The sequence below is a fragment of the Nonomuraea harbinensis genome (assembly GCF_019396385.1).
Classification (GTDB): Bacteria; Actinomycetota; Actinomycetes; order Streptosporangiales; family Streptosporangiaceae; genus Nonomuraea; species Nonomuraea ferruginea.
In genome coordinates this window covers 50,924-64,503 of the sequence record NZ_JAHKRN010000018.1, presented here as the reverse complement: position 1 = coordinate 64,503, position 13,580 = coordinate 50,924, and the positions used below count along the sequence as shown (strand labels likewise).

General features: G+C 72.4%; 13 protein-coding genes. 12 read left to right on the top strand and 1 reads right to left on the bottom strand.

The annotated features are described in order from the left end of the window. Window positions 1-16 precede the first annotated feature (16 nt). The 5 genes from pafA to KME79_RS19980 all read left to right on the top strand — a co-directional run bounded on the left by pafA (window position 17) and on the right by KME79_RS19980 (window position 5,351). A complete protein-coding gene (gene pafA / locus KME79_RS20000) occupies window positions 17-1,375 on the top strand; it encodes a Pup--protein ligase (protein WP_148031426.1) in 1,359 nt (452 codons plus the stop codon). A 79-nt stretch (window positions 1,376-1,454) separates the two neighbouring features. Continuing rightward, a complete protein-coding gene (locus KME79_RS19995; RefSeq protein WP_148031427.1) occupies window positions 1,455-2,384 on the top strand; it encodes an FKBP-type peptidyl-prolyl cis-trans isomerase in 930 nt (309 codons plus the stop codon). 516 nt (window positions 2,385-2,900) lie between these two features. Continuing rightward, complete coding sequence (locus KME79_RS47020; RefSeq protein WP_219545720.1) at window positions 2,901-4,007, top strand: FKBP-type peptidyl-prolyl cis-trans isomerase; 1,107 nt, start codon at window positions 2,901-2,903, stop codon at window positions 4,005-4,007. Window positions 4,008-4,193: 186 nt separating this feature from the next. Then, complete coding sequence (locus tag KME79_RS19985) at window positions 4,194-4,838, top strand: helix-turn-helix transcriptional regulator (protein WP_219545719.1); 645 nt, start codon at window positions 4,194-4,196, stop codon at window positions 4,836-4,838. 33 nt (window positions 4,839-4,871) lie between these two features. Continuing rightward, window positions 4,872-5,351, top strand: a complete 480-nt coding sequence (locus KME79_RS19980; protein WP_219545718.1) for a DUF3291 domain-containing protein — start codon at window positions 4,872-4,874, stop codon at window positions 5,349-5,351. Here the strand turns inward: KME79_RS19980 and KME79_RS19975 are convergent. Continuing rightward, on the bottom strand, window positions 5,297-6,397 hold the full coding sequence (locus KME79_RS19975) for a DUF3866 family protein (protein ID WP_187281140.1): 1,101 nt from the start codon (window positions 6,395-6,397) through the stop codon (window positions 5,297-5,299). The genes KME79_RS19980 and KME79_RS19975 overlap by 55 nt on opposite strands. Before the next feature lie 37 nt (window positions 6,398-6,434). Here KME79_RS19975 and KME79_RS19970 point away from each other — a divergent pair, with 37 nt between their 5' ends. The 7 genes from KME79_RS19970 to KME79_RS19940 all read left to right on the top strand — a co-directional run bounded on the left by KME79_RS19970 (window position 6,435) and on the right by KME79_RS19940 (window position 13,533). Beyond that, window positions 6,435-7,409 (top strand): helix-turn-helix transcriptional regulator, encoded by a 975-nt coding sequence (locus tag KME79_RS19970; RefSeq protein ID WP_219545717.1) that lies wholly within the window; start codon window positions 6,435-6,437, stop codon window positions 7,407-7,409. Further along, entirely contained in the window at window positions 7,406-8,371 is a 966-nt protein-coding gene (locus KME79_RS19965) for a helix-turn-helix transcriptional regulator (RefSeq protein WP_148031432.1), read from the top strand. Before KME79_RS19970 ends, KME79_RS19965 begins: the two co-directional genes overlap by 4 nt. Then, a complete protein-coding gene (locus KME79_RS19960) occupies window positions 8,368-8,523 on the top strand; it encodes a hypothetical protein (protein ID WP_187281141.1) in 156 nt (51 codons plus the stop codon). Before KME79_RS19965 ends, KME79_RS19960 begins: the two co-directional genes overlap by 4 nt. A 67-nt stretch (window positions 8,524-8,590) precedes the next feature. Next, window positions 8,591-8,911: a Sec-independent protein translocase subunit TatA gene (tatA, locus tag KME79_RS19955; RefSeq protein ID WP_148031433.1), complete on the top strand. Its 321-nt coding sequence runs from the start codon at window positions 8,591-8,593 to the stop codon at window positions 8,909-8,911. Window positions 8,912-8,941: 30 nt separating this feature from the next. After that, entirely contained in the window at window positions 8,942-9,817 is an 876-nt protein-coding gene (gene tatC, locus KME79_RS19950) for a twin-arginine translocase subunit TatC (RefSeq protein WP_246640117.1), read from the top strand. Between the two features lie 17 nt (window positions 9,818-9,834). Next, complete coding sequence (locus KME79_RS19945) at window positions 9,835-10,722, top strand: diacylglycerol/lipid kinase family protein (protein ID WP_219545716.1); 888 nt, start codon at window positions 9,835-9,837, stop codon at window positions 10,720-10,722. 75 nt (window positions 10,723-10,797) lie between these two features. Beyond that, entirely contained in the window at window positions 10,798-13,533 is a 2,736-nt protein-coding gene (locus tag KME79_RS19940; RefSeq protein WP_148031435.1) for a DEAD/DEAH box helicase, read from the top strand. The last annotated feature ends 47 nt before the right edge of the window (window positions 13,534-13,580 follow it).

Genomic DNA, 13,580 nt, shown 5'->3' with positions numbered 1-13,580 from the left:
GGCATAGTGTGAGGTGATGGATCGTCGCATCTTCGGGCTGGAGAACGAGTACGGCGTGACCTGCACGTTCAGGGGGCAGCGCAGGCTGTCCCCCGACGAGGTCGCGCGCTACCTGTTCCGGCGGGTCGTGTCCTGGGGCCGATCGAGCAACGTCTTCCTCCGCAACGGCGCACGCCTCTACCTCGACGTGGGCAGCCATCCTGAATACGCAACCCCCGAGTGTGACAACGTCATCGAGCTGGTCACCCACGACAAGGCGGGTGAGCGGATCCTGGAGGGCCTTCTGGTCGACGCCGAGAAGCGGCTGCGCGAAGAAGGCATCGCCGGGGACATCTATCTGTTCAAGAACAACACCGACTCGGCGGGCAACTCCTACGGCTGCCACGAGAACTACCTCGTGGGCAGACACGGCGAGTTCGGACGGCTGGCCGACGTCCTCATCCCCTTCCTGGTGACGCGCCAGATCATCTGCGGCGCCGGCAAGGTGCTGCAGACGCCGCGCGGCGCCGTCTACTGCGTCTCGCAGCGGGCCGAGCACATCTGGGAGGGCGTCTCGTCGGCCACCACCCGGTCCCGGCCGATCATCAACACCCGCGACGAGCCGCACGCCGACGCCGAGCGGTTCCGCCGCCTGCACGTCATCGTCGGCGACTCGAACATGAGCGAGACCACCATGCTGCTCAAGGTCGGCGCGACCGACCTGGTGCTGCGCATGATCGAGGCCGGCACGGTGATGCGCGACCTGACGCTGGAGAACCCGATCAGGGCCATCCGGGAGGTGTCGCACGACATGACCGGCCGGCGGCGGGTGCGGCTGGCCAACGGGCGCGAGGCGTCCAGCCTGGAGATCCAGCAGGAATACCTGTCGAAGGCGCAGGACTTCGTCGACCGGCGCGGCGGCGACGCCATCGCGCACCGGGTGCTGGAGCTGTGGGAGCGCACGCTGCGCGCCGTCGAGACCGGCGACCTCGACCTGGTGTCGCGGGAGATCGACTGGGTGACGAAATACCAGCTGATCGAGCGCTACCGCAAGAAGTACGACCTGCCGCTGTCGTCGCCCCGGGTGGCGCAGCTCGACCTGGCCTACCACGACGTGCACCGCAAGCGCGGCCTCTACTACCTGCTGCAGAAGCGCGGCTCGGTGGAGCGGGTGGCGTCCGACCTGAAGATCTTCGAGGCCAAGTCGGTGCCGCCGCAGACGACCAGGGCGCGGCTGCGCGGCGAGTTCATCCGCAAGGCGCAGGAGAAGCGGCGCGACTTCACCGTCGACTGGGTTCACCTCAAGCTGAACGACCAGGCGCAGCGGACCGTGCTGTGCAAGGACCCGTTCCGCAGCGTGGACGAGAGAGTTGACAAGCTGATCGCCGGCATGTGAGCGGCGCCGGTTTACCTCGGGCCTACCAGGCTTCGGGTAGGGTGACGCGAATCTGACCGTCGTTCCCCGAGGGAAATCCATGCGCCGCGCTCTGGCCGCTCTGGCCGCCGTGCCTATGCTCTTCTTCGCCGCCGCGTGCGGCTCCGATACGGCCTCGACCGCGTCCGGAGACGGGTCCGCGGGGGTGAAGGTCACCGGCGAGGTGGGCGCCAAGCCCACGGTGACCTTCCCCTCCGGCGACCCCGCCACCACGTCGTCGTACAAGGTCCTGGAGACCGGCGACGGCCCCGCGGTCAAGGCGGGCGACCAGCTCATCGTCAACCTTTCCGTCTGGAACTGGGACGGCAAGGACAACGCCGCGCAGGGTTCCACGTACGACACGAAGACGCCGGAGACCCTGCCGGTGAACGAGCAGCTCCCGCAGCTGCTGCGTGACGGTTTCACGAAGATGAAGCACGGCGGGCGGCTGCTGGCGGTCATGGCCAACGACCTCGTCACCCCGGCGGCGGGGCAGTCGCCGTCCACGGAGGCGACGAAGGTGTTCGTGATGGACGTGGTCGGCACGCCGCCGAAGCCGCTCGCGGCCGCCACCGGCAAGGAGACCGGCGAGACCCTCAAGGGCGTCAAGGTGGAGAGCCCCGGCGGCGACAAGGCGCCGACGCTGACCACGAAGACGAAGGACAAGCCGTCCAAGGAGCTCGTCGTCAAGACCCTCATCAAGGGCGAGGGCGAGCCGGTCAAGGCCGGGGCCACGCTGAGCGTCCACTACACCGGCAAGATCTGGGGCACCGACAAGGAGTTCGACTCCAGCTGGGGCCGGGGCGAGCCGGCCTCGTTCCCGCTGGCGCAGGTCATCCAGGGCTGGCAGAAGGGCCTGGAGGGCGTGCCGGTCGGCAGCCGCGTGGTGATGAGCATCCCGCCGGACCTCGGCTACGGCGCCCAGGAGCAGCAGGGCATCCCGGCCAACAGCACGCTGGTGTTCGTGGTGGACGTCCTGTCGGCCTACTGACCGCCCTGACGACGGGCGTGCCTCCTTCGGTACGGGGGCGCGTCCGTCGTGTGGTTTCCGGGGACGCCTTGCCCGTTTCGTCGCGTTCGCTGACGGGTGACCCGGCGGGGCGGTAGCATCGCGGGGCTCGTGCCCGGTGCGAGCCCTCATGCGTGTCTTTCGGGAGGCGCGCACGCCCGCGCAGGAAGGTCATCCCGTTGCCCACCCCTCACTCGGTCCCTGCACCGGCGACCGGAGCGCCCCGATGACGAGGTTCGTCCACCGCCCATCCCGCCTCCAGCGTGGGCACGCCTCGCGGGTGAGTCTCCGGTGCGCGAGGAGGTCACGGCGGTGACCTCCGGGTGGTCGGGCCCGCGGGGGCGAGGATTCTCCAGGGTCGGGGATCTGCCCGGGACCCGGGAGTCCCGACGGCGGCAGGAGGGCCCTCCACGGGGTCACCGGCGACGGCGGGGCCGGGCCGTCGCGCTCGCGTTCCTGTTCGTGGCGCTCGCCGCGTGTACGGGGACGGGACCGGAAGTGACCGAGCCCCGGGTCGCGGGCTCGTTCGGAGCCCGGCCCACGATCACCTTCCCGACCGGCCCGCCGCCCGCCGAACCGCACGTGGGAGAACCGGCCACCGGTCACGGGGCGCCGCTGGAGCCGGGCGGTGTGGCCGTCGTCCAGTACACCGCCCACCTGTGGGACGGCCGGGAGAACCGGCTCGTCGAATCCACCTTCAACCGCGGCACGCCCGCCGCGCTCCCGCTGGGCGCACTCCCGGCGGGCCTCGACGCCGCCCTCCGCGGCCGCAGGGCAGGCAGCCGGGTGACCGCCGCCATCCCGTTGCGGGACGGCACCCCTGGGCCCACCATCACCGGGACGAAGGGTCGCCCGGAGACCGGCGGACCCGCCTTCACGGCAGGCCCCGGCGGCCCGCAGGACGTCAGGCCTCGCGGGCCACAGGACGTCACCTTTCCGTCTGAGGCGGCGCAGGAGGCTCATCGGGCTGGGAAGCATGCGCCGGGGATCGGCCCGATGGCGGCGGGTCAGTGGGCCGGTTCGCCGCCGGCGGCTCACGCCGCCGCCCGCGTCATGGAGGGTCCCGCCACGGCCGCCAGTCAGGGCGGCGTGGACCCTGCGGCAGTGGAGGGGCGTCCGGGGGACGGCGGGCGGGTGGATCTGTTCTACGTGGTCGACATTCTGGGCGCGCATGCCGGGGACGCCGCCGTGGAGGCCGACGCGGGGGCGGTGGCCGGGGTGAGCGTCGGCGCTGGGGCGGCGCCGGGGGTGACGATCCCGGACGTGGCGCCGCCGGGCGGGTTCGCCGCCGCCGTGCTGGGCCGCGGCACCGGGCCCGCGGTCGAGGCCGGGCGGCTGCTCGTCGTCCAGTACGTGGCCGCGGCCTGGAGCGACCGCCGGATCGTGACGTCCACCTGGGAACGCGGCCGTCCCGAGGCGTTCACGGTCGGCGACGGGAGCTTGATCAGGGGCTGGAACCGGGCGCTGACCGAGGTCCCCGCCGGGAGCCGGGTGGCCATGGTGGTGCCGCCCGACGACGGCTACGGCGCCACCGGCCAGCCGGGACTCGGGATCGGGCCGGAGGAGACGCTCGTGTACGTGGTCGACGTGCTCGCCGCTTACTGACGGCGACCCGGGGCACGGCCCGCGAACCCGGTTCTCACGCGTACATGACCAGAGCCTTGATCCTCCTCGCCCGCGCTGCGCCACGACGCCGAGGCCGCGCGAGCAGTAGGGGGCCTGAAGTCCGGCCGGGCCCGCACGCTGGAGCGGGTCCGCGAGAAGCCGCGCACCGGCCCTAGACTCCGGGCTGTGAGCGACGACGACCTCGATGCCCTGGCCCTGCTGCACGATCCCGTACGGCGCAGTCTGTACGAGGCGGTGGCCGGCCGCGGCGGCGAGGTGGGCAGGCAGGAGGCGGCGGAGGCCGCGGGCGTCTCCCGCACGCTCGCCGGTCACCACCTCGACAAGCTCGTCGAGGCGGGGCTGCTGGAGAGCGGCTTTCGCCGGCCGGAGCGCGGGGGGCCGGGCAGCGGGCGGCCCGCGAAGGTCTACCGCAGGGCGGCGGGGGAGCGGTCGGTGAGCCTGCCGCCGCGTGACTATGTCACCCTCGCCTCCGTGCTCGCCGGAGTGGTCGACGAGCTCGGCGCCGAGGAGCGGGCGGAGCGGGCGGCCCGCCTGGCCGGTGAGCGGCTGGGCAGGAGCCGCGGCGGCCGGCCCGTCGAGGAGGTGCTGCGCGAGCGCGGCTACGAGCCGTACGCCGACGCCGGCGGCCTGCGCATGCGCAACTGCCCGTTCCACGTCCTGTCGCACGAGCAGCCGCTGCTCGTCTGCTCCATGAACCTGGCGCTGTGCCAGGGCCTGCTCGACGGGCTGGGCGACGACCCGGGGAGGGCCAGGCTGGATCCGCGGCCCGGGGAGTGCTGCGTCGCCCTTTCTAAAACAAATGGAGATTGACATAGAAGCGCGGAGAGTGGTTCGCTGAGCGTCATGCATCTTGCGGAACTCAACATCGCGCACCTGCGCGGGCCCGTCGACTCGGCCGAACTCGCCGACTTCGTCGCCCTGCTCGAACCGATCAACGCGCTCGCCGACGAGGCCCCCGGGTTCGTGTGGCGGCTGAAGGAGAGCGAGGCGGACCCCACCGCGACCGTGGTGCACGACTACGGCGACCACCTGCTGGTCAACTTCTCGGTGTGGGAGGACCTCGACTCGCTGTGGAACTACGTCTACCGCAGCGGCCACCTGGAGGTGCTGCGCCGCCGCCGGGAGTGGTTCCACCGGGTGGCGGAGCCGTACATGGTCATGTGGTGGGTCCCCGAGGGCGTCATCCCGACGCTCGCCGAGGCGATGGCACGGCTGGAACGCCTCAGGACCGAGGGCCCCGGCCCCGAGGCGTTCACGTTCAAGGACTCCTACACCAGCAGCGAGGCCGCCAGCCTGCCCGCCGCGGCCGAGGCCAGGAAGTAGGGCAGGTCCTCCTCCAGCCCCCGGCCCATCGTCGACAGCCGCACCGGCGAGCCGCGCAGCGCCTCGTGCAGGCCGTCCACCTCGACCGGCACCAGCTCGTGGCGGACGGCCAGCAGCTCGGCCTGGTCGCGCACCCGCTCGCCGAACGCGCCCGGCAGGATCGGCACCGGCACCCTGGCGCGGGCCAGCGCCACCCGGCCGTAGGCGGTCAGCGAGTGGTGGGAGATCCCGTAGTGGCGCTCGCGCCGGTCGCCGTCGCTCACCCGCAGCGCCGCGACCGGCCGCCCGAGCAGCACCGACGCGGCGTTGACCGCCTCGCCGGCCGACACCCCGGAGAACCCCCAGCGGGTGCCCGAACCCAGGTTGCCCGGCCCCTGCGCGACGATCGCCACGTCCGCCCCCAGCACGTGGCGGGCCGCCAGCAGGCCCGTGTGGGTGGTGACCGCCTCCACGTCGCCGCCGAACGCCTGGCCCACCGTGACCGTCCCGGCCAGCCAGCCCCGCTCCCGCAGCGCCGCCGCCGACATCGAGAACCACGCGGGCAGCGCCCCGCCGTCGAGCATCACGTACGCGACCCGTACCGACGGCCCCGCGTCCGCGTACAGCCCGCACAGGATCGGCGCCAGCGCCGAGTGCAGGTCGGCCACCACCACCGGCATCCCGTCGACCGAGTCCGCCTCGCGCAGCGCCTCGTGGTGCGGGGAGTCCTGCTCGTCCGCGCCCAGCACCGTGGCCTGCAACGGCGTGTAGCGGGCCTTCACCAGGTGCCCGGGACCCTGCGGATCTTCCGGCAAACGGTTCGGCACGGCCACCACCATGGCGTAACCTCCCGTACCGAGACCCATCGCGAGTGCCGTCGTGTTGAGCAGCACCTCGTCGCCGGGTTCGGGGCGGCCCACCAGTGACGGGTAGGCCAGCGCCCGGCACGGCGCGCCAGGCCCTGAGCCGGGCGGGCCGTCCTCCCCGGGGACGGCGACATCCAGTTCCATCGCTCCCGGCCACTCGCGCCGGATCCGTACGACCTCGCCCTTGCGCCATCTGATCACGGGGGCAGGGTAGCGTCGTTGAAGGAGGAGTGAGCAGATGTCGCGCCGTAAGACAGAGCGGTTGCTGAATCTGGTGATCTGTCTGCTCGCCACCCGGCGCCCGCTGTCGGCCGAGCAGATCAGGCACGCCGTGCCCGGCTACGACCGCGACAGCGACGAGGCGTTCCAGCGGATGTTCGAGCGGGACAAGAACGAGCTGCGCGAGATCGGCATCCCCATCGACGTGGTGCGCGATCCCTGGGAGGACGAGCCCGGCTACCGCATCGAGCGGCAGTCGTACGAGCTGCCCGAGATCACGCTCGAACCCGACGAGGCCGCAGTGCTGGGCCTGGCCGCCCAGGTGTGGCAGCGGGCCAGCCTGGCCGAGGCGGCCTCGGGGGCGCTGCTGAAGCTGCGCGCGGGCGGCGTCCACACCGACGACGCGCTCGGCGGCGGGCCCGGCGGCGGCATCGGGGGAGGGGTGCTGGAGCTGCGCGTCGACACCCGCGACCCGGCCTTCCCCGCGCTGTGGCAGGCGGTGCGCGACCGCAAGGTGGTCAGGTTCGACTACCGCGGCGCCGGCAGCGAGAACGTGCACACCCGCACCGTCGAGCCGTGGGGCGTGGTGAGCCGCCGCGGCCGGTGGTACCTCGCCGGCTACGACCGGGGCCGCGAGGCGCCGCGCGCGTTCCGGCTCAGCCGCATCGCCGGCCCGGTGACCACCACCGGCAAGGCCGGCGCCGTCCAGGTGCCGCAGGGCGTCGACCTGCGGGCCATGGTGGCCTTCCCCGACGAGCCCGCCCAGGAGCGGATCGCGGTGGTGCGCGTCCGCCGGGGCGCCTGCGAGGGGCTGCGCCAGCTGGCCAGGACCGTCACCCCGGGCGGCGACGGCTGGGACGAGGCCGAGCTGCCCTTCACCGACCCCGAACGGCTGGCCGGATGGATGGCCAGCCTCGGCTCCGACGTCGAGGTGGCCGGGCCGCCCGACGCCCGCGAGGCCGTCATCCGCCGACTGAAGGGGGCGCTCGCGTGAGCGGATCCGCCGACCGGCTGCCGAGGCTGCTCGCTCTCGTGCCCTACCTGATGTCCCATCCGGGCGCGCAGGTCGGCGAGGTGGCCGAGGTGTTCGGGCTGACCGAGAAGCAGCTCATCGACGACCTGCAGCTGGTGTGGATGTGCGGGCTGCCCGGCCACACCCCCGGCGACCTCATCGACGTGTCCTGGGACGGCGGCGAGATCCTCATCGACAACGCCGACACCATCGCCAGGCCGCTGCGGCTCGGCATCGACGAGGCCAGCGCGCTGCTGGTGGCGCTGCGCATGCTCGCCGCCACCCCTGAGCTGGCCGAGCTGCCGGGAGACGCGCTGCCCCGGGTCGTCGCCAAGCTGGAGCGGGCCGCCGGCGAGGGCGCCGCCGCCGTCAGCAGCCAGGTCGCCGTCGACGTCGACGCCGCCCCCGACGCGCTGCCCCGGGTGCGCGAGGGGCTGACCAGGAAACGGCGGCTGTCGCTGCGCTACTACGTGCCGGGCCGCGACGAGGTCACCCCGCGCGAGGTCGACCCGATGCGGCTCGTCGTCGCCGACGGCCGCACCTACCTGGAGTGCTGGTGCTACCGCGCCGAGGCGATGCGGCTGTTCAGGCTCGACCGGATGCTCGGCGTCGAGGTGCTCGACGAGCCCGCCGACCCGCCGGCCGAGGCCGAGCCGATCGACGTCGCCCAGGGGGTGTTCCGGCCGTCGCCCACCGACGAGCTGGTGGAGCTGGAGGTGACCGCCGCCGGGCGGTGGGTCGCCGAGTACTACCCGTGCGAGCAGGTCGCCGAGCTGGGCGAGGGGCGGCTGCGGATCGCGCTGCGGGCCCGCGACGACGACTGGATTCTCAAGCTGGCGCTGCGGCTCGGTGACACCGGCCGGGTCGTCTCGCCGCCCGGGACGGCCGAGCGGGTGCGGGAGGAGGCCGAGCGGGCGCTGGGGCTGTACGCTCACCGGCCATGACGTGGATCCTGGTGTCGATCGGGCTCGGTGTGGCCGGGCTGGCCGTCCTGGCGGTCGCGGCCGTCCGGGTCGGCGCCGCCGCGTCCAAGCTGAACAGGGCAATTGTCCATGTTCACCATCAATTCGATCGCAAAGAGGACGCCAGGGGATGAGGCAGAGGCTCCGGCAGCGTACGATCGGGGGGAAACCGCACCTCGCTCTCATCATGAAGGGGGTCACATGAGCCTGGGAGCTCCGGAGATCATTCTGATCCTGGTGGCCTTGGTCCTGCTCTTCGGAGCCAAGAAGCTGCCGGATCTCGCCCGTGGCGTCGGCCGGTCCCTGCGCATCTTCAAGGCGGAGACCAGCGGGCTGACCGATGACGAGAAGCCCACCGTGGTGCAGGCCCAGCCCCAGCCACAGCCCCAGTCCCAGCCGGCGCCCCCGCCGCAGCTCCAGGCCACGCCCGTGGTGGAGCTGTCGGCCGAGGAGCAGGCGCGCCAGCTGGAGGAGCAGGCCGCGCGGCTGCGTGCCGCGGCCCAGACCGAGAAGCGTTCCTGACCTCGTCCACCTCGTCCCGAGGACTCATCGATGGCGCTGCTGAAACGGTCGGAGCCCAAGGCGCCGCGTGACGCCGAAGGCCGGATGCCGCTCATGGACCACCTCCGCGAGCTGCGTAACCGGCTGCTGATCGCGATCGCCGCCGTGACGGTGGGCGTGATCGCCGGCTGGATCGTGTCGGGGCCGGTGTGGGAGGTGCTCAAGGACCCCTACTGCTCCACGACCCAGTCACACCAGCTCACCGGCGAGTGCAGCCTCACCTACAACGGCATCTTCTCGTCGTTCTTCATCACGCTGAAGATCTCGCTGATGGTGGGCCTCGTGCTGGCGTCGCCGGTCTGGCTCTACCAGATCTGGGCGTTCGTCACCCCCGCGCTCTACCGCACCGAGAAGCGCTTCACGATGGGGTTCATGGCGCTGGCCATCCCGCTGTTCGTGGCGGGCGCGGCGCTGTCCTACCTCATCATGGACGTCGCCCTGGGGTTCCTGCTCGGCTTCAGCCTCGACGGCACGGTCGCCACCATCGCGATCGACCAGTACCTCGACTACGTCCTGATCATGCTGTTGATCTTCGGGGTGTCGTTCGAGCTGCCGCTGCTGCTGGTGTTCCTCAACGTCATCGGGGTGCTGCAGCACGCGACGGTGGCCAAGCACCGGCGGCTGGTCGTCTTCCTGATGTTCGTCTTCGGCGCGATCGTCACCCCTGGCGGTGACCCGATCACCATGATGGCGCTGGCCACGCCGATGATCGTGCTGTTCCTGGGCGCCGAGCTGTTCATGTACCTGCGGGAGAAGCGGCGTCCCGCCGGCGAGTTCGACCACCTGTCCGACGACGAGATCTCGCCGCTCGACCTCGGCTCCGATCCCGACGGCAAGCTGGAAGAGGATTCCGGTTCCGCGCGGTAGGGGGTAAGTTCCGGGGCGTGGCCCCCCATCTCGCCCTGCTCGTCAACCCTGCCGCCCGCGGCGGCCGGACGCTGCGCCTGCTCGAACCCGTCGCCCGCAGACTGCGCGCGGGCGGCGCCGAGCTGTCCGTGATCGTCGGCGACGACGCCGCCGACGCGCTCGACCGGGCCTGCCTCGCGGTCGCCGAGCGGCCCGACGCGCTCGTCGCCTTCGGCGGCGACGGCCTGGTGCACCTGGCCGTGCAGGCCGTGGCCGGCACCGACGTGCCCCTCGGCATCATCCCCGCCGGCACCGGAAACGACATCGCGGCCGCGCTCGGCCTCGCGCACAAGGACCCGATCGCCGCGGCCGGGACCGTCCTGCGGATGCGGCCCCGGGCGGTCGACGCCGCCCGCATCGGCACCGGTGACGGCGAGGAGCTGTTCGCCGGGGTGGTGTGCTGCGGGTTCGACTCGCGGGTGAACGAGCGCGCCAACCGGCTCACCTGGCCGCCCGGCATGGCCCGCTACCTGCTGGCCACCGCGCAGGAGCTGCGCTCCTTCGAGCCCATCCCGTTCCGGGTCACGCTCGACGACGGCGAGCCGTACGAGCGGGAGGCCATGCTCGTGGCCGTGGGCAACACCTCCTCCTACGGCGCCGGGATGCGGGTGTGCCCCGACGCGCTGCCCGACGACGGGCTGCTGGACGTGATGATGGTGGAGGCGCTGGGCAAGGCCGAGTTCCTGCGCGTGTTCCCCAGCGTCTACCGGGGCACCCACGTGACCCACCGGGCCGTCACCGTGCGGCGCGCCAGGAGCGTGCGGCTGGAGGCCCCCGGCGTGGTGGCCTACGCCGACGGCGAGCGGATCGGGCCGGGCCCGGTGACCTGCGAGATCCGGCCGGGAGCGCTGACCGTACTGACCTGACTTTGTAAAGGCGGCCGGCCCGGAGACGATCACCTTGGGACCGACCGGAATGGCGGTTTCGATAGGCTTGCGGGTATGACAACGCCAGCGGAACGCTACGCGGCCTTCCGTCAGAAGTACTCCGGTGACGAGGCCGCTCTCCGGTCGTTCCGGGGCCTGTACGAGTTCGAGCTCGACGACTTCCAGATCGACGCCTGCCGGGCGCTGGAAGCGGGCGACGGCGTGCTGGTGGCGGCCCCGACCGGATCGGGCAAGACGGTCGTCGGCGAGTTCGCCGTCCACCTCGCCCTGGAGCAGGGCCGCAAGTGCTTCTACACGACCCCGATCAAAGCGCTGTCCAACCAGAAGTACAACGACCTGGTCAAGCGGTACGGCACCGCCAAGGTCGGCCTGCTGACCGGAGACAACAGCGTCAACGGCGAGGCGCCCATCGTCGTCATGACGACCGAGGTGCTGCGCAACATGCTCTACGCCGGCTCGGCCACGCTGGCCGGGCTCGGCTTCGCCGTCATGGACGAGGTCCACTACCTCGCCGACCGGTTCCGCGGCGCGGTCTGGGAAGAGGTCATCATCCACCTGCCGGAGTCGGTCCGGCTGGTCGCGCTGTCGGCCACGGTCAGCAACGCCGAGGAGTTCGGCGAGTGGCTCGGCGAGGTGCGCGGCGACACCACGGTCATCGTCGACGAGCACCGCCCGGTGCCGCTGTGGCAGCACATGATGGTCGGCAACCGCATCTACGACCTGTTCCTGCCCGATGACGACGTGCCGCGCATCAACCCGACGCTGATGCGGGTCACGCGCGACGCCGAGCGGCTGATGGCCGGCCGCCGCGGGCGCGGCTACAACCGGCCGTCGCGGTCCAGGCCGCCCGACCGGGCGCAGGTGATCGAGAAGCTCGACGCCGAGGGGCTTCTGCCCGCGATCACGTTCATCTTCTCCCGCGCGGGCTGCCAGGCGGCCGTCCAGCAGTGCCTGTACGCCGGGATCCGGCTGACGACCGAGCGGGAGCGCCACGAGATCCGCCAGCTGGTCGACGAGCGCACCGCCCACCTGCCCGACGAGGACCTGGCCGTGCTGGGCTACCTGGAGTGGCGCGACTGCCTGGAGCGCGGGCTGGCGGCCCACCACGCGGGCATGCTGCCGGCCTTCAAGGAGGTCGTGGAGGAACTGTTCACCCGCGGCCTGGTCAAAGCGGTGTTCGCGACCGAGACGCTGGCCCTGGGCATCAACATGCCGGCCCGCAGCGTGGTCATCGAGAAGCTCGACAAGTGGAACGGCGAGACCCACGCCGACCTCACCCCCGGCGAATACACCCAGCTCACCGGGCGGGCCGGCCGGCGCGGCATCGACGTCGAGGGCCACGCGGTGGTGCTGTGGCAGCCCGCCATGGACCCGCTGTCGGTGGCCGGCCTGGCCGGCACCCGCACCTACCCCCTGCGTTCCAGCTTCCAGCCCTCCTACAACATGGCGGTCAACCTCGTCGGCCAGTTCGGGCGGGAGCGGGCCAGGGCGCTGCTGGAGGAGTCGTTCGCGCAGTTCCAGGCCGACCGGGCGGTCGTCGGGCTGGCCAAGCAGCTGCGCAAGCAGGAGGAGGCGCTGGAGGGCTACCAGGAGGCGATGACCTGCCACCTGGGCGACTTCGGCGCGTACGCGACGCTGCGCAGGCGGCTGTCCGACCGGGAGGCGGAGATGTCCCGCCAGCGCGGCGCGGCCCGGCGCGCGGCGGCGGTGCGCTCGCTGGAGGCGCTGGAGCCCGGCGACGTCATCCGGGTGCCCGGCGGCCGGCGGGCCGGGCTGGCGATCGTGCTCGACCCCGGCCGCAACCCGCGCAACAGGTCGGCGGCGACGGGGCCGACGCCGCTGGTGCTGACCATCGGCAAGCAGGTCAAGAAGCTCGACCCGGCCGACTTCCCGGTGCCGGTCGAGCCGCTGGAGAAGATCCGCATCCCGAAGAACTTCAACGGCCGCTCGCCGAAGGAACGCGCCGACCTGGTCTCCACCCTGCTGGCCAAGATCGGCGACCGCGACCTGGGCAAGCCGCCCAGGGCGCGCGACCACGCGGTGGAGGACGAGGAGATCAACGACCTGCGCCGGCAGATCAGGCAGCATCCCTGCCACGGCTGCGACGAGCGCGAGGACCACGCCCGCTGGGCCGAGCGCTACCACAAGCTGCTGCGCGAGACGCAGGGGCTGCGCCGCAGGGTGGAGGGCCGCTCCCACGTCATCTCGCGCACCTTCGACCGCATCTGCTCGGTGCTGGAGCAGCTGGGCTACCTCCACGGCGAGCACGTCACCGACGAGGGCCGCCGCCTGGGCCGCCTCTACACCGAGCTCGACCTGCTGACCGCCGAGTGCCTGCGCAGCGGCCTGTGGGAGGAGCTCGACCCGGCCGAGCTGGCGGCGTGCGTGTCGGCGCTGGTGTTCGAGTCGCGCCAGTCCGACGACGCCCGCAGGCCGAAGATCCCCGCCGGGCGGGCGCAGGACGCGCTGACGGCCATGATCCGGTTGTGGGGCGAGCTGGAGGGCATCGAGGCCGACCACGGCCTGTCCACCATCCGTGAGCCCGACCTGGCCTTCGCCTGGGCGGCGTTCCGGTGGACGAAGGGCCACAGCCTGGACGCGGTGCTGATGGACGGCGTCAACGGCAGCGAGCTGGCGGCCGGCGACTTCGTCCGCTGGATCAAGCAGCTGATGGACCTGCTCGGCCAGATCAGCAGCGCGGCCCCGCCCGGCAGCGCGATCAGGCAGACCGCGACGAAGGCCGTCGACGGGATGCGGCGCGGCGTGGTGGCGTACTCGTCGCTGGTGTGACCGCCCGCGCGCAGCGGAGCGTCCCCGCGACCGTGCTCAGGACCGTG

What these genes read in the sequence shown, in the direction of transcription:
- pafA (WP_148031426.1), top strand. Translation starts at nt 17, where the DNA reads ATGGATCGTCGCATCTTCGGGCTGGAGAACGAGTACGGCGTGACCTGC.
- KME79_RS19995 (WP_148031427.1), top strand. Translation starts at nt 1,455, where the DNA reads ATGCGCCGCGCTCTGGCCGCTCTGGCCGCCGTGCCTATGCTCTTCTTC.
- KME79_RS19980 (WP_219545718.1), top strand. Translation starts at nt 4,872, where the DNA reads ATGCATCTTGCGGAACTCAACATCGCGCACCTGCGCGGGCCCGTCGAC.
- KME79_RS19970 (WP_219545717.1), top strand. Translation starts at nt 6,435, where the DNA reads ATGTCGCGCCGTAAGACAGAGCGGTTGCTGAATCTGGTGATCTGTCTG.
- KME79_RS19960 (WP_187281141.1), top strand. Translation starts at nt 8,368, where the DNA reads ATGACGTGGATCCTGGTGTCGATCGGGCTCGGTGTGGCCGGGCTGGCC.
- tatA (WP_148031433.1), top strand. Translation starts at nt 8,591, where the DNA reads ATGAGCCTGGGAGCTCCGGAGATCATTCTGATCCTGGTGGCCTTGGTC.
- tatC (WP_246640117.1), top strand. Translation starts at nt 8,942, where the DNA reads ATGGCGCTGCTGAAACGGTCGGAGCCCAAGGCGCCGCGTGACGCCGAA.
- KME79_RS19940 (WP_148031435.1), top strand. Translation starts at nt 10,798, where the DNA reads ATGACAACGCCAGCGGAACGCTACGCGGCCTTCCGTCAGAAGTACTCC.